Consider the following 19,110-nt stretch of genomic DNA (forward strand, 5'->3'; position numbering starts at 1 on the left):
AAGTACGATCGCACATCGGCAAAGGCGATCATCGCATATTGAGGCGAGACAGAGTGAGGCGTGATTGCTCGCACAACGCCTCGTTTTTTCCGCCGCGATAATAGCTCAATGCGATCACGGCCGCATAAAGCGCCCAGCCCTCCGCCCGAAGCCAATCAGCATCTTCGATCCCACAAGCGGAACGAAAGGCATCACGAGCGGACTGATCGACCCATGTCCATGCCGCGGCATAATCCGCCGCGGGATCGCCGACGGCACAGAGACCCCAGTCGATGACACCCGCCAGCTTCCCATCTCTGGCGATCAGATTATCCGCCTTCAGATCGCCATGCAGCCAGACCGGCGGTCCTTGACGGCGGGTCTGGCTGGCCCGCTTCCAAAGTTGCATCGCCGCCTTCGTGTCGATCTCGTCAGCGAGAATTTCGATGGCGGCAAGCGTAACCGGCGACAAGACCTCCAGGGCTACGCCTCGGCGATGGTTGCTTTCTCCGGCGGGCGGCGCCCCCTCCGTATCCACACGGTGCAGAGCGTTGAGGAAACTCGCAAGCGCAAGCGCTGCCGCAAGCGGGTCCGCAATGTTCTGCGGCGCGGCAATATCACCCTCCATCCATTCGAAGATCCCGAATTCGCCTTTCAAGCCGAAATCAATCCTCCCTCTGAAGTACAATTTCGGGACGTCAAGCAGGAGATCGCCGAAACGAGGCAGCCAGTCGAGCTCCTTGGTGATGAGATTGGCGGCCGCCTCCCGGCGGGGAAGCCGCAGCAACAGCTTTTCACCCACCCGATAGATGGCATTGTCGGTTCCCGAAGAGGCAAGACGGCGCACGGGAAGATCTGCCCATTGCGGTGTCGTTCTCGACAGCAAACGCCGAACCATGGACTCGTCCACTACAATATCGTCATGCATCATATAAACCAGCCAGCTATTCCTGTTGCCTTATCAACCCGACCACCTCGTCTGCCGAACGCACATCGCCAAAGCTGCGATAGATATTGTGCAGCGACGCATTGTGATCCTGATCGCGCCGTGCCGCGGTGGCGTCTGCTACGAAAATGACCCGGAAACCGGATGCAAAGGCATCTCTTGCCGAAGACTCGCAGCATATGTTCGTCAGCGTACCCGTGATGATCACCGTGTCTATACCACGCTCCCGCAGAATGCCTGGCAAGTCGCAGGCACCGGGAAAGAACGCGCTGTAGGCGAATTTTTCGAGAAACAGATCATCCACAGCGCGATGAAGACCTTGCCAGATTCGCTGCGCGACCGGTCCCTCCCCTCCCGACATCCTGAACAGCTCCGCGACGTCTTTTCCATAGAATTCCTCGGCCAAGCCTGGATGAGGCTGTACTGCGCCGGGCACGACCCAGGATATGAGCCCGCCAGCATCTCGAAGTGGGTCGGCAATGCGCTCGATATTCGCAACGATCCCGCGGCAATAGCCGCTTTCCGCGACAAAGAACGGGATCATGTCGATGACGACAAGTGCAGTTTGCCGTGGAATTAGGCATTCAAAGGCAAATCGCCGCCCACGCCTTTGCTCCTGCCGCTCATATTCGCGCGGCTCGATAAGCCAATGGTGCAATTTCGCCAAAGGACTTTGAGGGGGCGGCGTTACGGCGGCATCCTGTTTCAAAGTCATCTCGAAATCCGTTCGATCTGAAGCATTTGCGACTCGCGGCAGCAATGGTCGAGCCGTTCGAACCCACTGTCAATCCGCCTAGGCATCTGCGCCGAACGCCGCGGTCGGCCGTCATATCCCGAAAATCTTGCATCACGCCGGCGGCCACTTGACCTCAACTATAGTTGAGGTTGCAGAGTGACCCGCCAGAAGGAGATTTATCGAAATGAAGATACTGAAGGACGAAGACTTGACCAGCACGGCAATGATGCCAGTTGCAATCGCTGCCTTGGAAAGAGCTTTCCTCGCCAAAGCAACGGGTCTGTTCGTCTCCCCGCCCCGGCATCACGTCTCATTTCCCGGCAGCGGCGATCTGGTGTTTACGGTCGGCGGCATACTCGGCGAAAGACCACTTGCCGGCTTTCGTATCTATGAAACATTCGATGGGCCGGAACATTCACAGATCGTTGCCGTCTGGTCGGCAAACAATGCGAAACTGAAGGGTGTCGTTCTGGGCGAGCGCCTCGGCCAAATCAGGACGGGAGCGATCGGGGGCATCGCCATACGCCATCTAAGCGCTCCAAATGCCAAAACCGTCGGCGTCATAGGCACTGGCGCCCAGGCGCGAACCCAACTGATCGCCGCTGCCACGGTTCGCGAAATAGAGGTTGCTCACGTCTTCAGCCGAGACGAGAAGGGGCGCAAGGCTTTCGCCAAGGAAATGCAGCGCGCATTGAACATATCGATAAAACCCGTCGAGAGCGCAAGCGAGGCCGTCGCGGATGCCGATATCGTACTTTGCGCCACCAGCAGCGATCTGCCTGTTATCCGCGCATCCCAGTTGAAGCCGGGTGCGCATATCAACACTGTTGGCCCGAAGACAGCAAATGGACATGAACTCGGTCTTGACATAGCGGATGCGGCCGACTTGATCGTGACGGATTCCCTTGCACAAACACAGACCTACGCCTCGCCTTTCTTCCTGGCGGGATCACGTCACGAACATCGCATGCAGGAGCTTGCTGATGTCGTTGCAAACAAGGTTCCGGGCCGGGCATCGCCGATCGACACGACGCTTTTCTGTTCGGTCGGGCTGGCGGGAACCGAAGTCGTCGTGGCCTCGGCGATATTCGACGCCTTGAGAGACTGATCGCCTTCCGCTTTACTGTGGCTCGCCGATCTCCACCGCATGACCGTCCGGATCGTAGAAACGGAACACCCGCTGCCCCCATTCCTGCTCTTCGACGGGGTGGATAAGGTCCACATGCGGCGCTATCGCCGCATAGGCAGCGTCCACATCCTCATGTTCGAAATAGAGGAGCACGTTTCGTCGCCCATATGACGCGGATGTTTCGCTGCTTTTACCCCAGATCGTTTGCTCCAGCGATTTTCCCTCATGAATAGCAAAACCGGTATCAAACAGCACAAAGTTGCCAAAATCATTCAGGATCTTGAGGCCCAGCAGGTCGCGGTAGAATACCTTCGAGCGGGCGATGTCGCTGACGAAAGGGATTGGATTTACGAAACGCATCGCCAAGACCTCCCCGATCGGGAAAAGAACCGTTGGAAAGCAACCTTTAAACTGCTTCGCTAGATTTCGTAACCGGAAGTCGATATTCGGAACGTCATTTCAATCCTGTCTCGCAATCGGAGAGCCATCCATGACGGAAGCCACCCGAACCATGATCGTCATGGATTCTGAAAATTCCCGCTTTCAATTCCGGGCGGGCGCAATGATCCGCCATGGCGATCATATCCTGATCCACCGTGCGGTCGCAGATCCCTTCTGGTCCCTGCCCGGCGGCCGGATCGAGTTTCATGAAGCAGGCGCCGAAACGCTGGCCCGCGAGATCGAAGAGGAAATCGGCTGCAAAGCGACTGTCGGTCCGCTACGCTTCATTATCGAGAATTTCTTCGAATTTGCCGGACGACGCGTTCATGAGCTCGGCCTCTACTATGAAGCCGAGCTGCTGCACCCGCTTCCATTTCACGAAACGGAAATCGTGCATCGAGCGCAAGACGGTAGCGCGGAACTTGAATTTCGTTGGGCGCCTTCCACTGAAGTGGGGCTCGACCGCTTCGACCTGGTGCCGGCCCCCATACGCAACCTTATTGCCACCAATCCCGCCGGCATTCAGCATTTTGTGCGCCGTGGAACTGCGTAAGCACCGGCCGTCGGTGTTGATTGCGATGACAACGTAATCACTTCATGGGCGCGCAGACGCCCTTACGGGCTGGCTCCGAATTTTGAGGTCTCCATTCGATGTCGCGTGTCGTTATCCTAGGAAATGCAGGCGGTGGAAAATCCACGCTCGCCCGTAAATTGGACGAAAGACATGCCATTCCCCATGTCGAGATCGACGCGCTTCTTTGGCAAGAGGGTTGGGACCCACACCAATCGAGACCTACGTCGAGCAGCATGATCGGATGATATCCGGTGAGAATTGGGTCATCGACGGCTTAGGCCATCGAAATTCGATCCCGGCGCGGATAGACCGCGCAACCCAGATCATCCTCATCGACATGCCTCTATGGATGCACTTCTGGCTTGCGGCCGAGCGGCAGATCGCCTGGCAGGCAGGCAAGCTCGCGCATACACCCGGCGGCCTGTCAGCCATGCCGCCGACACGGGATCTGTTTCGCACCATGTGGGAGATTGAGCAGCAATGGATGCCCGGCATCCGTCGCCTGTGCGCTGAAGCGCATGATGCCGGCAAGATGCTGACACAGATTAGCAGCGTCGACGAATTGAATGCATTCGCGGAAGATTTGGGGAAATCATGAATCCCGAAGACCACATGAGGCTTTATGCCGAGAAGATAAATCTTCATCGTTTCGACGCGGTCGCGCCGCTTATTTCGGCGGATGCAGTTTTCTGGTTTACCGATGGCACTTACAAGGGCACCGACGCGATCAGGGCCGCGTTCGAAGATACGTGGAAAAAGCTTAACAACGATATCTATTGGCTCGAGGACATCCAATGGATCGCTACCGGCGAGAGTACCGCCAGCTGCATATATCGCTTTCGCTGGCGTACAAGCATCAATGACAAGATCCTTGAGGGGTACGGTCGCGGAACCACCGTGCTGCGCAAGGAGGCCGGCGACTGGAAGATCATTCATGAACATCTCAGTCGGCCGCCAGTGTCGAGCGCTTCTCCGTCGCTTTCTTCCTAGGCTTGCAACTGGACGCCACGATTCCGGCCATCGCGCTGCCGACGAGCTGAAGCTTGCCGATCTCCTGGCATCGGAACGGTCGGCTTAGGCTTCGACAAGGCCGTTCATATCCACCACCTTGTCTGCTTTAGCGATCACCGAACGCCTGTGGGTAATCGCGAGCACCGTGACATCACGGGAAAGCGCGCGAATATGCTCCATAATATCCCGCTCCGTTGCCTCATCCAGCGCCGAACTCGCCTCGTCCAGGAAGAGGATGGCAGGATTGCCGTAGAGGGCGCGGGCAATCGCGATGCGCTGGCGTTCGCCGCCGGAAAGCTTCAGGCCGCGCTCGCCGACGGTGGTTTCGAAACCCTCGGGCAAGGCATCGATGAAGGGAAGAATTGCCGCCTTCTCGGCGGCCAGGCGCAACCGCGCCTCATTCTTTGGTCGGCCGAGGAGAATGTTCTCGGCAAGACTCTCGTTCAGCAGAATGGCATCCTGCGGCACGACGGCAATGGCCGAATACCAGTCGGCCCGATCGATTGAGGCGAGATCGACCCCGTCGATCAGGATGCGGCCGGAATCCGGTTCGATCGACTTCAGCGCCAGCTTGAAGATCGTCGACTTACCCGAGCCTGTCTCGCCGACGAGAAATGTTATTGCGCCGCGCTCGGCTTCAAAACTGACATCCGTTACCCCACGGCCATTATCGTAGGCATGGCTGACACGAGCGAAGGTAAGCCGGCCGTCGGCCGTTGCAAAGGACGTGGCCTGCGACACCTGACGTTCTTCCGGCGCCTGCCACATGCTTGCCATCGGTGTCAGCGTTGCGCGCGAACGGGCTAAATCATCGATCGCATGGGCCATCATCTCGAAAGGCATGTTGAGCTGCAGCAGCAAGGTATTGAACAGGACGATGTCGCCGATCGTTACCTCGCCGGCGTTGTAGCGCGGCATAAGCAGCAGAAACGTTACGGTGAACTGGATGGAAAGCCCCAGTCCAAGCACAGCGATATAGCCGACGCGCTGCAATACATAGCCGCGCCAGGCGTCTCGCACTTCCGCCGCCTTGGCGGTAAAACGCCGCCTCATCCAGTCATGGCTGCCGAAGTGACGAAGCGTCTCCATCGCGTTCATGGCGTTTCCGACGAAGCGCGCGTTTTCCTGACCGGCCTCGATCGCTTTATCCAGAAAGATACGCGCGCGACGAACGGAGATTAAGGTGAGCACAATCGTCGCCGCGCCATAGATTGCGACGATCAGGGTCACCTGCAGATTGATGAGCGCGCCGAGCGTCAGAAGCGTAAGCAGGATCTGGATGAAGCCCGGAATGAAGACGATGAGACCGAGCTGGACAAGCATCGTGAGAGCGCTGCTGCCGCCTGCGCTCGCGGTTTGTATCTCGCTTGGATTATGCGCGATGAAGAAGGCGGTGGTCTTCTTCAGAATGCGTTCGAAGAAGCGCGTTCTCGCTATAAAGCCCAGATTCTGCGAGCTCATCAGCGAAAGATATTGCACCATCTGCTGGAGGGCGGAAGACGCACCCAGCAGCAGCGCATAGATCGCCAGGCCTATCATCACGCCACGAACGGTGTCGCCCTGTGGCAGACGGTCGATAAATCGGGAAAAGATATAGGGAGCGGCGACGCCGCTGACACTGGAAAGCAGGACAACGACGACGCAGATCAGCAAGGTCCTGCGATCGGATTTCCAATAAGCACGCAGGATCTCGCTGATAGGTTCAAGAATGCTTGGTTTTTCAGCCATCGAAACAACCTGACCTTAGGGCGACAAGGCTTGGTCCACGCCGATATGCGGCGCGGTCGACTCGGAAAGACGAGAAGCCATTTGAAATCGCGGGGGCACAACCTATAAGCGTCAAAAATCTATACGGCAATACTCATGAATAATATATCAGAGGTCATGAGCGCCTGAGACACGGCTGCGAAAAGAGCCGCTCTGGCTGAAGGAGCGGCTCAAACCCGATAATCACCTTTGTGCGTCGGGAACCAAGGGCGCCTATCTGCGGACCCTCTCACCCGCAATCGGCGTGCGGTCTCTAGTGCTGGCTGTCCGGCACGACCACCCGCATGCCGTCGACGACGCCGCTTGCGAGGATCTGACAGCTGAGACGGCTGTTCGGTGCCGGTTCCATCACGAATTCGATCATCGTTGCCTCCTCTTCCGAAGGTGGCGGCAGAAGATCGAAATGCGGCTGCTCAATGTAGCAATGACAGGTGCCGCAGGCCAAGGCACCGCCGCATTGCGCCACGATCCCATCGATCCCGTTCCGGATGGCGACGGCCATCAAGGTTTCGCCCTCCTCTGCCCGCACGCGCGTCTCGCGGCCGGCGGAATCGATAAACACGATTTCACACATCATATTCTCCATGCTTTCGGCAAATCCGCTCAAGCGGCAACGAGGCGGATGTCGAGACGTTTCGGACCGCGCACCGACAGCCCTCGCTTGTAGGCGGGCCTATCCTCCAGCAGCTCTATCGAGCGGGTACGCTGCAGGAGCGTCGAGAAAATGATCTCCATGTCCAGCCGGGCCAGATGATTGCCAAGACAGAAATGCGCGCCGCCACCAAATGCCACATGGCGATTGGGCGTGCGATCGACCTTTAACACATCAGGCGCCTCGAATTGCTCGGGATCGCGATTGGCAGCACCGTAAAGCAGCCCGATCTTCGTGCCCTTTGGCAGTTGCTTGCCGGCGATCACTTTCTCCTCCGTCAGATAACGATGGAAAAATGGCAATGGCGACTCGAAGCGGAACATTTCCTGGATGGCGGTCGGCATGACGGCCGAGGTTTCGCGCAACCTGTTCAGAGCATCGGGATATTGCAACAAGGCATGCATGCCGCTGCCCAGCACGTCGATCGTCGAGCCGTGCCCGGCCATCAGGATCAGCATGCAGGTGGAAACAAGCTCGTCTTCGGTCAGCTCGCCGGCGACATGCGCCTCGCTCAGCCGACAGAGGAGATCGTCGCGCGGGGTGCGCACGCGCTCCGCGATAAGTTCCTTGAGGAGCTCGTAGAACTCCGTCGTCGCGCGCTCGGCGATCGCCTTGCGTTCCGCGCTGCGGTCAACGTCGAAATACTGCACGACTTCTTCCGACCACTTGCGCAGCTGCCCGGCATATTCGTCCGGCACGCCGAGAACCGAACCGATGATATGCCCTGGAACCTGCGAGGCGAGGTCTTCAACAAAGTCGATCGTACCCGCCTGAAGGAGGCGATCGAGCAGCTTGTCGACGAAGTCCTGGATCATGCCGCGCTGGCGCGCGACGAGCGCCGGGGTAAACTCACGAAAAACCTTGCGGCGCAGCCGGTCGTGGGTTTCGCCATCGGAATCCAGCAGGCTGAATTGCACGAAACGCGAATGGTTCGGCATGTCGTGCCAGTTCTGCCGCACCTTCTGCTCCTCTATCTCCTCGGGCGAAAGAAAGAATTCGAGCGAGCGCACGAGTGTCTTGTCGGCGGCGGCAGCAGCCACGTCCTGATAGCGCGATAGCAGCCATATGTCGAAATGCTCGTAATAGACCGGACCGGGACAGTCGCGCAGCGCGCGGTAAGCGGCATAGGGATCGTCCGTGAACGCCTGCGAAAGCGGATCAAATGCTGGGGTCGCCGTCGACATGGTGGGGGCCTCGTCCAATCTGGTTCATCGGCCGCAGAATACAGCGTCGACCCATGAAAAGACATGGATGCGAACCGCAGCCATATGGATAAAACTCTCATACTTTATTAGGGTGGCGCTACCATGACCGACGACATGACTTCATCCGAAACCCGCCCTCTCGACGATGTCTTCTTTCAGACTCCAGGCCGGTTGTCCCGCGCCTTTCCCTACTCGCTTCTTGCCGCCGGCCGTCGTGTCTGCACCCCAGCGGAACCGCCGATCGCCCATCGTTTCAACCAGCAGACACTGATCCTGACCCTCGGCGGAAAGGGCCTGCTGGAGGTCAACGGGCTGTCGAGCCTCCTGCGGGAAGGAACGATCGCCTGGCTGGATTCCTCGATGCTCTATTCTCATCGCTGCGAGCCGCGCCATTCGCACTGGTCCTATCTCTGGTTGGGGTTCGTGGGATATGGGCTCGACACCCTGTTCGACAGTCTCGGCGTCATTGCAAATCCGATCTTCGACACGGCAAATCCGCGCGATCAGCAGGCTCTGTTTGAAGGCATCCTGGCCGAGGTCGAGACGGGCAGCTTCCTCGCGGACAACAGATGCTTTGCCCTGTTGGCCCAGCTGATTTCATCGCTCGTATCCGAGCGCGCCGAGAACGGCGAGCCGAGCGGCGCCCTCCAGCGGTTGCAGCGGGTCATGGAACTCGTGCGCGCCGACCTGACACGCCCCTGGACGGTCGGAGAGTTCGCCGCCGCCGCCAATCTGAGCCAGGCGCAACTATTTCGTCGCTTCCGCCAGAGAATGGGGACGACACCTCTCGACTGGCTGCGCCACGAGCGCGTCAATGCCGCAAAGCCAATGCTTGTGGTAACAGATGAGCAGGTCGGCCGGATAGCCGCCAGATGCGGTTATCCCGACCCCTTTCATTTTGCCCGTGACTTCAAGAAACTGGTCGGCGCCACGCCGAGCGAATTCAGGCGGCAGGGACAGAATGCGAGGCCGCGTGGGGACTGACGGATGATAGGCCCGATGCCTTGCAACTTCCGCGCAAAGCACGGGCCATCGCCGGCTTTTGCTCGCGCCGATTGGCTCGGTCTCGGCGACACGCTAAGAATTGTGATACCTGAAACGGGACCATCCGAAGCGCGCGCCGCGCTTCCAGTCGGGGATTGAAAAGTGACGACCGAACAAAGCGTTCTGCGCATCTCCATCATCGTGACGTTCATTCTGGCCGTCGCCGGCATAGCCTTTGGCCTTCTCTCCGGCTCCTATGCGATCGTCTTCGATGGCGTTTACGCGCTCACCGACGCAAGCATGACCATCGTCGCGCTAATCGTTTCCAATCTGATCGTGTCCTCCGCAACGAACACGACGCCGGCCGGCAAATTCGCCAAGCATTTTACCATGGGTTTCTGGCACCTCGAACCCATGGTGCTTGGCCTCAATGGCGTGCTCCTGACGGGTGCCGCAGTCTATGCCCTGATCAACGCCATCGGCAGCATCATGGCCGGCGGCCGGCATCTTTCCTTCGATCAGGCCATCATCTATGCGGTGCTGACCATGATCATCGCCTTCCTGATGGCGGCCTATGGCAACCGCACGAACAAGACGCTCAGATCCAATTTCATCGCACTGGACGCCAAGGCATGGATCATGACAGGCTGCTTGAGCGGCGCGCTGCTGCTCGCCTTCATCTTCGGCTTCTTCATCCAGGGAACGAACCTGCAATGGCTGTCCCCCTATGTCGACCCGGTCGCTTTGGCTTTGGTCTGCCTCGTCGTCATTCCCATGCCGATCGGAACGATCAGGCAGGCATTCGCCGATATCCTGCTCGTCACGCCTGCGGACCTGCGGGAACAGGTCGATCGCGTCGCCGGTGACATCGTTCGTCGTTACAACTTCCTGTCCTATCGCTCCTATGTCGCGCGCGTCGGCCGCGGCAAGCAAATCGAGCTTTACTTCATTGTTCCGCCTGATGGGCCGGCGAAGAAACTGGAGGAATGGGACCATATCCGCGACGAGATCGGCGAAGCGATCGGTGACGAGGGTCCGGACCGCTGGTTAACCATCGCATTCACGACCGACCCCGAATGGGCCGAGTGAGCGGATGCGAAGACACGCCCCTACCCTCGCCAGTCACTGAAGACATCGGCGAGGAAATTGACAAAGCTGCGCACCTTCCGATCCGACGTGGCTCGCCTCGGGAAGAGTGCGTTGAGCTCGATATCGTCGGCGCGCTGCCATTGCGGAAGAACGGCCTCGAGCTCACCGCGCGCAAAATGCTGTAAAGCGAGCTGCGGCGATATCAGCGCTATGCCCGCACCGGCAACGGCCTGGCGGATGATGGTCGTCACCTCGTTGGACATCAGGATTGGCTTGACGGCGACCTCGACCACGTTGCTGGCCTCGTCGAGCAAGCGCACCGTCGCCAAGGAGGTACCCGCGCCCATGATCATGATCGCATGCTCTCTTAGATCCTGCGGGCGTTCCGGCCGGCCGAACCGGTCGAGATAAACGGGGCTTGCGGCGAGATGGGCTCGGGATCGTCCGAGCAAACGCGCGGAATAGCCGGAATCGGAAAGCGGGCCGGTGCGCAACGCCACGTCGAAACCATGCTCGATCAGGTCGAGAGGGTAGTTGTCGTAGGTCAGCGCGAGCTGCACCTTCTGATAGTGCTGCCGGAACTCGCCAAGCCTCGGCTCCACGACGCTCAGACCAAGCGTATAGGGCATGAGGACACGCAACATCCCCTGCGGCTCGATGCGCACGGCACGGGCGGTCTGGTCGGCCTCCTCCAGGATTTCCTCGGCCCGGATGCAGCGCTCATAGTAGTCACGCCCGGCATCCGTGACCCATACGCGCCGCGTCGTGCGGTAGAGCAATTGAACGCCGAGATCGTCCTCAAGCTGCTTCACCCGCCGGCTGACACTGGTCAGGGGCAACCTGAGTTGCGTTGCCGCCGCCGTGAAACTACCGCGCTCGACGACCCGCAGAAAAATCCGAATGCTTTCGAGATCCATGACCATATTCTACCATTTTCAGCAATAATATGTCCCAAATTTACGCTATTATCTTTATCCGTCCATACCGTTATCACTGCGCGCATGACGGTGGCATGTTTCAACTCGACAAGATTATTCGGCGTGGTGGCGCGTGGGCTTGCGCCCCCGGCATGGCTAACGTGGCCAGTGGTCGGTTTCGCGCTGCGAACGACGGCGGCATCGCTTGTCGCGCTCTATATTGCCTTCCTGCTCAATCTCGACGATCCGAAATGGGCGCCGATGACGGTCTGGATCGTGGCGCAGTCAAATCGCGGCATGAGCCTCTCGAAGGGCCAATATAGAATATTGGGCACGATCATCGGGGCCATCGCCGCGGTAACGATGGTCGCGCTGTTCGCGCAGGTGACGGAACTGTTCATCCTGACACTTGCGGTATGGCTGGGGCTCTGCACGGCACTTGCCACCGGCTTGCGCAATTTTCGCGCCTATGGCGCCGTGCTTGCCGGATATACGGCAGCCATCATCGCTTTCGATTCCATCAGTTCGCCGCTAGAGGTCTTCGACATCGCGATCGCACGGGTGATCTATATCGGCCTCGGGATCGTGACGGAAGCCGTCTTCACCACCATCTTCGCACCCGGCTCGCCGTTGCAGGAGATCCAGGTGCGGCTCGCGACATATCTGCGCGAGGTGGCCGATCTCTGTGCGCGGGCATTGCGCGGCCAGGCCAACACTTCCGGCTTCCAGCGGCTGCTGACGGGAGCGCTCGAACTGGATGTCGCCGCGGAATATGCCGCGGCAAGCTCGGGCTCCGTGCGCAGCCGTTTCGGCCATCTGCGCGGCGCGGCGGTCGCAGTGCTGACCCAGATGGCGATTGCGCAATCTCTTCGCGAGCATCTCGCCGGGCGACCGGATCTTGACGAACCTCTCGTCGGCAAAACGACCATGGCGCTCGACGCCATCGGCGTGGCATCCCCAGCCGACCCCGATACCATTGCCGCATTGCGGGCCGATGTCCGGGCTGCGCTCTCCGAAACGGCTGATGACTCAGGTCGTGCGATATCGCCCCGACTTGCGATTCTCGACCATCTCGACAGGCTGCTCGAAGCCGCGCACGATGCATTGACGCGCCAAGCCCTGTTCTCAAACGAGAAGGCGCCACCTTCGCGGCTCAATCTCTCCTTCCATGTCGATCACCTCCTCGCCGTTCAGAACGGCATTCGTACCTTTGTCGCCATCGTCATAGGATCGTGGTTCTGGATTGCAACCGCCTGGCCGTCCGGCCCGAGCTTCATCGTCATCCTGGGTGTCATCTGCGCGCTGTTTGCCACCCGACCGAACCCGGTGGTCGGGGGCGTGGGGTTCCTCAAGGGCGGGCTGATCGCAGTGCTCGCGGCAGCGATCTGCAATTTCGCCATCCTGCCGATGCTGTCGGACTTTACCGAACTCGCCGTCATCCTCGGCATCATCATGTTCGCAACAGGCCTTGCCATGCGCAATGCCCGCACCGCGGCCCTGGCAACGAGTTTTGCCTTCCTGTTTCTGGATCTGGTGAGCCCGGACAATGTCAGCCGCGCCGACGCCGCCTCATTTCTGAACGGCGCATTGGCGCTGGTGCTCGGCGTCGGCGCGGGCGTTCTTGTCTTCACCCTGCTCTTTCCCTTCAATCCCGAGGCTAGGAGACTGCGCCTGCAGCGCGCCGCGCGGCGCGATCTGGCCGATATCGGCTTGACACCTGCCCGCTGGACACGAGAGCGCTGGCTTAGCAGAACGGTCGATCGGCTGAGCAGCCAAGCCGCAACAAATGCCGGCGTCCCCGAAAAGCAGGCAGAGGACGATCTCAGAGGAATGCTTGCCGCGCTTACGATCGGCGAGGCGGCGATTACACTATCCGAATTGGCAAGGGAGCACACGGGCCTTTCCAAACCATTGGCCGTCGTCCTGCGTCAGCTTGGTCGCGGCGATCCACTACACCTCGCCAAGGTCTCTCGCGGCGTCATCAACCATCTCTCCTATCGGATCAACAAGCCCGACGCTCCGGCACGTCACACGCTGATCCGCGCGGCAACTCAGCTCGACGCCGTCGCTTCGGCGGCGGCAAATCATGCCGATTATCTCCGCGGAAAACGAGCTGCCTGATGGCGTCGGGCGCCTCAGCTGTCCGTTGCCGGAAGTGAGCCGCCCGGCACCCTCCTCGATCCTGAGGAGCCCACTACCAACCTCTGAACCCGGCTTGTTATCGGTTTCTCGATACCCCTGAAGAGCGCCAGGGCGAACAGGGCAGCAACAAGCGACGCAAAGAAGACGAACAGACCGAGAGGAAGAGCGCCGCCGATCACTTTTACCCATATGGCCCGCATCGGCCGCAGGATAAAGGGATGGGCGAGATAGAGGCTATAGGAGGCATCCCCCAGGGCGACACCCCATAGGACTATCTTGTTACGGGGCAAGACGGGACCGATTGCGGCGGCGAGAACAAAAAGAGCCGCAGGCAAGCCGCTTCGCAGAAACTGCGGCAAGGCCGCATCGTTCCAGGGCATAGAAATGCGCACGAAACCGAGGAGGCCAATGGCCATGAGCCCGAGCGCCGGCGCGGCACCGATCCTCACACCACTGCGGAAGATCAAGGCGACATAGACGCCGAACAGAAACTCCAGAATGATCGGGCTTGTCCAGAAAGCTATCTGAACATGGCTTAGATCGACCAGATTCCCGACCAGCGCCATCCCGATCATGAGCACCGACAGCCAGACGATCCCCAGCCTGATCGGCAACAAGAGCGCCAGTGCAAAAAACACGTAGAACAGCATCTCGTAGTTCAGGGTCCAGCCCAATGCGAGCACCGGCCTGATCTCATCCACGCCGCGCCCCGAAGGGATGAATAGGTAGGACGCGAGGACATGCGGTGCGGAGCCGATCGGAACAGAAAGCAGCGAAGGCGCCACGAGGGCGCCGAGAAGCAATGTACTGGTCAACAACCAGTAGAGCGGGACCACGCGTGCGCAGCGCCTCAGGAAGAAGCGCAGCGGAGCGCCGCCCTTGCCGAAATCGGAAGCGGCCGTGTGGGTCATGATGAAACCGGAAAGGACAAAGAATATGTCCACCCCGAAACCGAGATTCCAAGCGGAGCCATCGACAGCCGCACGTCCGGTCGCGACGGCGAGTGTCTCCGTCTCGTGCAAGGCGTGCGCCACAACGACGGAAGAGGCTGCGAGCGCGCGCAGCACCTGAAGGTTCAGCAGCCGCGCGGAACTGTTTGACGGCGTAGGAGATGGGATTTCGGCGGACTGCGTCTCTCGCATTTCCTTCAAACTCCACAGCGATACGAAGCAAGACTGCCAGTTTGCGGGCCCGGGCACGACAGGGAGCGCCGCAGATGCGCATTCAGCCTCGCCGCAGGGATAGTTACATTTCGACTGCGGCACGGGGCGGATCGGCGGTGGGCACCGACACCGGCAGCAGAGCTCTCAAGTATTATTCGACAAAACGTCACCGGAAATCCCAGAAACACTTCCTTGGATCTTCAGTCACTAGGAGAAATAATATAACAACTCGTCGCCACGTGCTTAAAACGTGGGCTTTGCTTCATCATATAGTTATCATCCTGTTAATCATCGTCCGGCGTGGCACATGCAACCCGCTCGCAGCCGCCATACCTCGGGCGCCCCTCTGGTTTCGGACACGCCCAACATAATCTTGATAATCTTGTCACGCGACGGGACAAGCAAGGCTTTTTCAGCCGGCTTCACCGCGCGTCAGCACATCCAACAGTTGACTTGTATTGTCGATGGAGAACTGCACGCGCTCACCCGGCCAGACGGATTCAGAATAGGAAATCGGCGTACCCTTGAGATCGACGTCCACCTTTCTGAGCGCGACCACCGGCTGAGACATGGGCTGGCAAAGCTGCTTTGCCTCCTCGCTCGTGGGTAGACGAACGATAATGTCGGTCCGCAGGCGAATATAGTCAGGGATGCCGTACTCGGCGAGAATAAGGGTGACGCTTCGTCCGCCGCGCCGCGCCTCGTCGAAGCCCGGAAAGCGGCGCACGGGATAATAGGCATGCGAGTAGTTGATCGGCTCCTCATCTGCAAAGCCGCGCCTGACGATGTGGTAGACCGGCTCGCCATGCGGGAGTCGCAACGCCTCGGCAATCATCTCCGAGGCCGGAACCACTTCTTCATGGATGGCCTGCCCAAGCGGCTCCCTGCCCTGATCCAACAGGTTTTGGGAAAAGCGCGTGCGTTCGGACAGCCGATAGTCGAGGCGGCTATCTCGAACGAAGGTTCCACGGCCCTGTTCGACGAGCACGAGCCCCCGGCTTTCAAGGCGGGAAATGGCGCGCCGTATCGTATGCCGCCCGACACCGAACCGCTCCATCAGGTCGGTCTCGGTCGGAAGCTGAGCCTTGGGCGAAAGCCGGCCGGTCATGATATCCTCGGCAATATCGCTCTCAACCTGTTGCCATTGCCCGTGCAGCGACCTTTTCTCCATGCCTGCCTTCCGAATCCGATCATGTCATTCGAATGTCATATATCGGCTGCAGCGTCGTTTTTCAATCTCCGTTCGATAGCCGGGACCTTACGAACAACTGCCGAAGCCGATTCTGTGATTACACTTTGGCATTTAGCCATATTTCTCTTCATATGAATGTCATTGGCGGCGGATAGATAAATATTCGAATGTTTTATTAGTCATTCGGATATTGGGGATATTATGGTAGGGTTTAATCGTCGTCAATTTATCGCGGGCACGACCGCACTCATCGGCACATCGATCGTAACGGCCGGCAAAGCCCGGTCTGCCGATGCAACTATCGAGATTTCGAGCACCTGGGGCCCCGACAAGCCTTTCCAGAAGGTTGTCGATGCCTTCAACGCCAAGCAGCTCGGCGTGACGTTCAGCAACCGCTTCGACGGCGATTATGAAGCCGTCACCGCAAAGGCCGTTGCGAGCATTGCCGCGGGGCGGCCGCCGGCCATGATGATCACCGGCTGGAAATTCGGCTATTTCGCCAAGCGCACGCTCGGTGCCCGCGACCTGCGCGAGATCAATGCCGCAAAGGCCGAAGCGATCCTCGCGAATTTCCGCTCGTCGGTGCTGCCGCTGGTCACGATCGACGGCGCCGTCATCGGCCTTCCCTGGGCGATGTCGACCCCGATCACCTATGTCAACAGCGACATGTGGAAGGCTGCCGGCCTCGATCCCAACCTGCCGGAAACGCCGGATACGAAATGGCTCTACGAGAGTGCCCGTAAGCTCGATGCGGCCCTCAAGGGCAAGCACCCGACCTATCGCTCGCCGATCTCGCTTTCCAATAACGAATGGACGAGCCAGTCCTTCATCCAGAATGCCGGCGGCTACATCATCGATCCCGATGGCAAGCTGGCGCTCAACAGCCCGGAAGCGATCGCCGGCATGAGCGAATATTGCGCCCCCGCCCACGAAGGCCTCTGGCTGCCCGTCAGCGACAAGGAGCAGACGGCTGCCTTCCAGTCCGGCGCGCTTGCGATCTGCACGACCAGCTCGACCTCCGCCGTCACCTTCCCCTTCGGCGCGGCAAAGGCTGTCACGACTAAGTTCCCCGGCCTTGCGGGACATCCGCGCAAGATGAACAGCGGCGGCAATTTCCTCGCCGTCTACACGCGCAACAAGGAACAGGCGGAAGCCTCCCTTACCTTCCTCGAATTCTGCGCCTCGAAGGAAGGCCAGGCACTCTGGTCTCAGACCGGCTACCTCAACACCTCGAAGCACGATATTCCGCTCATCAACGAGTTCATGAAGCCGGCGGCCGCACAGCTGGCGGATGGCCTGACCGCTGAGACGATCTGGCCCGGCAAACGCGGCCTCGAGGGTCAAGCAGTCTGGCGCAAGTGGGTTTCGCGCATGCTGCTCAAGGAAACAACGGTTGCCGACGGCATCAAGGGCGCTCATGACGAGCTTGCCGGGCTGATTTCGGCATAGGCTTTCGATCATGCCATTCCGTTTTCGATCGCTGGCCCCCTATCTCTTCGTGGGGCCAGCCGTGCTTGCCGTGGCGATCTTTCTGTACGGTCCGCTGATAGCCTCGATGTTGCTGTCGGTGGTCGACTGGAATCTACTGTCGGCGGACATTCGCTTTGTCGGTGTCGAGAACTACGCATCGATTTTCGACAATCCCGACTTCCGCATGGCAGCCTGGAATACCCTGCTCTATTGCGCCGTCCTCATCCCGGCCGAGATCGTGATACCGTTGATCTTTGCCGTCATGCTGCATTCAGTACGCAAGAATCCCCTGCAAGGCCTTTATCGCGGCAGCCTGTTCCTGCCGACGATCGTTGCCTATTCGGTTGCGGGCGTCGCCTGGTCCTGGTTGTTCAATCCGGTCAACGGCCTGCTCAACGAGATCCTTGGCTATTTCGGCTTTCCGCCGTCGCGCTGGCATACCGATCCGAGCCTTGCGCTCCTCTGCGTCAGCCTCGTCACCTTCTGGAAGACCTTCGGCCTCAACATGCTGCTGTGGCTGGCGGCACTTGCTAACCTGCCGCATCAGCTGCGTGAGGCGTCGCAGCTCGACGGTGCGGGCTCGACGCGACATTTCTTCAACATCAGCCTGCCGCTGATGACGCCAACAGCCTTCTTCATCAGCGTCACGACCTTCTTCCATGTGCTCGACGATATCGTCGGCATCATCGACGTGCTGACCCATGGCGGACCCGCCGGCAGAAGCTCGAGCCTCCTCTATTTCCTGTGGCAACAGGGTCTGCTGTTCTTCCAGTTCGGGCCGGCCAGCGCCGTTGCGGTGATTATCATCGTGATCATCCTCGCCGTTACATGGCTGGAATTCCGCGTCGGCGAGAAGCGGGTGCATTACAAATGAGTGGCATCGGCCGTAGCCTTCACAGATTGCTGCTTCATATCCTGTTGCTGGCAATCTGCATCGTCACCGTATTTCCGCTCGTCTGGATGGTATCCGCAGCCTTCACGCCGAACGACATGATCATGGCCAAGGCCGTGCGCCTCTGGCCCGAAAGCCCGACCCTGTCGAATTTCACCATCGCTGCGAGCCGTCATCCGATCTGGATGTGGCTGTGGAATTCCATCCTCACCTCGTCCCTCATCACGGCCGGAAAGCTTGTTCTCTCAATCCCCGCGGGCTTTGCTTTCGGGCGGCTGGAGTTCAAGGGCAAACAGGCGCTGTTCTGGTTCGTCATCGCCACCATGTCCTTCCCGAACGTGCTCGCGATCATTCCGACCTATATCGCGGTCGTAAAGCTCCAGGCTGTCGACACCTACGGTGCGATGATCATCCCGTCGATCCCCTATATCGGCTTCTATGTCTTCTACATGCGCCAGGCGTTTAGATCGCTTCCGGCATCGATATTCGAGGCCGCGCGTATGGACGGAAGCGGGCTGTGGCGGCAGTTCATCGAGATCGGTGTTCCGAACATCATCCCGGCAATCGCTGCTCTTTCGGTGATTTCCTTCATGGGCGCCTGGAACATCTATCTCTGGGGCCAGCTCGTGCTGGACGACGCCTTCAAGAAGACGCTGACGACAGGCATTGCCGTTTTTGCCGATCTCGAAGGCGCCGATCGGGCTTGGGGTCCGCTGATGGCAACAAGTCTGTTGTCGATCGTCCCCGTTCTCTTGATATTCCTGCTGGCCCAGCGTTTCATCGTGGATGCGCTCGCACCAGGCATTGACGACAGATAGGCA

Annotated in this window: 19 protein-coding genes; 10 read left to right on the plus strand and 9 right to left on the minus strand. The window is 59.3% G+C overall.

Annotated features, from left to right (window positions below):
* Positions 1–28: 28 nt before the first annotated feature.
* Positions 29–877 (minus strand): aminoglycoside phosphotransferase family protein, encoded by an 849-nt coding sequence (locus tag BJ928_RS15010; protein ID WP_183079412.1) that lies wholly within the window; start codon positions 875–877, stop codon positions 29–31.
* A gap of 46 nt (positions 878–923) precedes the next feature.
* A complete protein-coding gene (locus BJ928_RS15015) occupies positions 924–1,640 on the minus strand; it encodes an isochorismatase family cysteine hydrolase (RefSeq protein ID WP_052227556.1) in 717 nt (238 codons plus the stop codon).
* 205 nt (positions 1,641–1,845) lie between these two features.
* Here BJ928_RS15015 and BJ928_RS15020 point away from each other — a divergent pair, with 205 nt between their 5' ends.
* Positions 1,846–2,769: an ornithine cyclodeaminase family protein gene (locus BJ928_RS15020; RefSeq protein ID WP_047630238.1), complete on the plus strand. Its 924-nt coding sequence runs from the start codon at positions 1,846–1,848 to the stop codon at positions 2,767–2,769.
* A 12-nt stretch (positions 2,770–2,781) separates the two neighbouring features.
* On the opposite strand, the gene BJ928_RS15025 is transcribed toward BJ928_RS15020, so the two are convergent.
* Positions 2,782–3,150, minus strand: a complete 369-nt coding sequence (locus BJ928_RS15025) for a VOC family protein (protein WP_047630241.1) — start codon at positions 3,148–3,150, stop codon at positions 2,782–2,784.
* Positions 3,151–3,280: 130 nt separating this feature from the next.
* On the opposite strand from BJ928_RS15025, the gene BJ928_RS15030 reads away from it, so the two are divergent.
* The 3 genes from BJ928_RS15030 to BJ928_RS15040 all read left to right on the plus strand — a co-directional run bounded on the left by BJ928_RS15030 (position 3,281) and on the right by BJ928_RS15040 (position 4,795).
* On the plus strand, positions 3,281–3,784 hold the full coding sequence (locus BJ928_RS15030) for an NUDIX domain-containing protein (protein WP_047630243.1): 504 nt from the start codon (positions 3,281–3,283) through the stop codon (positions 3,782–3,784).
* 217 nt (positions 3,785–4,001) lie between these two features.
* On the plus strand, positions 4,002–4,403 hold the full coding sequence (locus tag BJ928_RS15035; protein WP_245432308.1) for an adenylate kinase: 402 nt from the start codon (positions 4,002–4,004) through the stop codon (positions 4,401–4,403).
* Entirely contained in the window at positions 4,400–4,795 is a 396-nt protein-coding gene (locus tag BJ928_RS15040; protein ID WP_047630245.1) for a nuclear transport factor 2 family protein, read from the plus strand. The genes BJ928_RS15035 and BJ928_RS15040 overlap by 4 nt, the downstream gene beginning before the upstream one ends.
* An 84-nt stretch (positions 4,796–4,879) precedes the next feature.
* Here the strand turns inward: BJ928_RS15040 and BJ928_RS15045 are convergent, their stop codons facing one another.
* The 3 genes from BJ928_RS15045 to BJ928_RS15055 form a co-directional block, all read right to left on the minus strand.
* On the minus strand, positions 4,880–6,544 hold the full coding sequence (locus tag BJ928_RS15045; protein WP_047630248.1) for an ABC transporter ATP-binding protein: 1,665 nt from the start codon (positions 6,542–6,544) through the stop codon (positions 4,880–4,882).
* 292 nt (positions 6,545–6,836) lie between these two features.
* Positions 6,837–7,145 (minus strand): 2Fe-2S iron-sulfur cluster-binding protein, encoded by a 309-nt coding sequence (locus BJ928_RS15050; protein WP_245432324.1) that lies wholly within the window; start codon positions 7,143–7,145, stop codon positions 6,837–6,839.
* Positions 7,146–7,186: 41 nt separating this feature from the next.
* Positions 7,187–8,419: a cytochrome P450 gene (locus BJ928_RS15055; protein ID WP_047630252.1), complete on the minus strand. Its 1,233-nt coding sequence runs from the start codon at positions 8,417–8,419 to the stop codon at positions 7,187–7,189.
* A 123-nt stretch (positions 8,420–8,542) separates the two neighbouring features.
* Here BJ928_RS15055 and BJ928_RS15060 point away from each other — a divergent pair, with 123 nt between their 5' ends.
* Positions 8,543–9,424 carry an AraC family transcriptional regulator gene (locus BJ928_RS15060; protein ID WP_245432326.1) on the plus strand — a complete coding sequence of 294 codons (882 nt, stop codon included), beginning with the start codon at positions 8,543–8,545 and terminating at the stop codon, positions 9,422–9,424.
* A 162-nt stretch (positions 9,425–9,586) separates the two neighbouring features.
* Positions 9,587–10,513 carry a cation transporter gene (locus BJ928_RS15065; protein ID WP_047630254.1) on the plus strand — a complete coding sequence of 309 codons (927 nt, stop codon included), beginning with the start codon at positions 9,587–9,589 and terminating at the stop codon, positions 10,511–10,513.
* Between the two features lie 20 nt (positions 10,514–10,533).
* Here BJ928_RS15065 and BJ928_RS15070 read toward each other — a convergent pair whose 3' ends face one another.
* Complete coding sequence (locus BJ928_RS15070) at positions 10,534–11,430, minus strand: LysR family transcriptional regulator (RefSeq protein ID WP_047630499.1); 897 nt, start codon at positions 11,428–11,430, stop codon at positions 10,534–10,536.
* A gap of 168 nt (positions 11,431–11,598) precedes the next feature.
* Between BJ928_RS15070 and BJ928_RS15075 the strand changes: the two genes are divergently transcribed.
* Positions 11,599–13,551 carry an FUSC family protein gene (locus BJ928_RS15075; protein WP_052227557.1) on the plus strand — a complete coding sequence of 651 codons (1,953 nt, stop codon included), beginning with the start codon at positions 11,599–11,601 and terminating at the stop codon, positions 13,549–13,551.
* Positions 13,552–13,565: 14 nt separating this feature from the next.
* On the opposite strand, the gene BJ928_RS15080 is transcribed toward BJ928_RS15075, so the two are convergent.
* Positions 13,566–14,714: an acyltransferase gene (locus BJ928_RS15080; RefSeq protein WP_245432328.1), complete on the minus strand. Its 1,149-nt coding sequence runs from the start codon at positions 14,712–14,714 to the stop codon at positions 13,566–13,568.
* Between the two features lie 433 nt (positions 14,715–15,147).
* A complete protein-coding gene (gene phnF / locus BJ928_RS15085) occupies positions 15,148–15,906 on the minus strand; it encodes a phosphonate metabolism transcriptional regulator PhnF (RefSeq protein WP_047630258.1) in 759 nt (252 codons plus the stop codon).
* 222 nt (positions 15,907–16,128) lie between these two features.
* On the opposite strand from phnF, the gene BJ928_RS15090 reads away from it, so the two are divergent.
* From BJ928_RS15090 to BJ928_RS15100, 3 genes are read left to right on the plus strand one after another with little or no spacing between them, the layout of a single operon-like run.
* Positions 16,129–17,376, plus strand: a complete 1,248-nt coding sequence (locus tag BJ928_RS15090; protein WP_047630260.1) for an extracellular solute-binding protein — start codon at positions 16,129–16,131, stop codon at positions 17,374–17,376.
* A 10-nt stretch (positions 17,377–17,386) separates the two neighbouring features.
* Entirely contained in the window at positions 17,387–18,271 is an 885-nt protein-coding gene (locus BJ928_RS39340; protein ID WP_082011802.1) for a sugar ABC transporter permease, read from the plus strand.
* A complete protein-coding gene (locus BJ928_RS15100) occupies positions 18,268–19,107 on the plus strand; it encodes a carbohydrate ABC transporter permease (RefSeq protein ID WP_245432329.1) in 840 nt (279 codons plus the stop codon). Before BJ928_RS39340 ends, BJ928_RS15100 begins: the two co-directional genes overlap by 4 nt.
* Positions 19,108–19,110 lie beyond the last annotated feature (3 nt).

The sequence above is a fragment of the Rhizobium sp. WW_1 genome, from assembly GCF_003610155.1.
Lineage (GTDB): Bacteria > Pseudomonadota > Alphaproteobacteria > Rhizobiales > Rhizobiaceae > Rhizobium > Rhizobium tropici_A.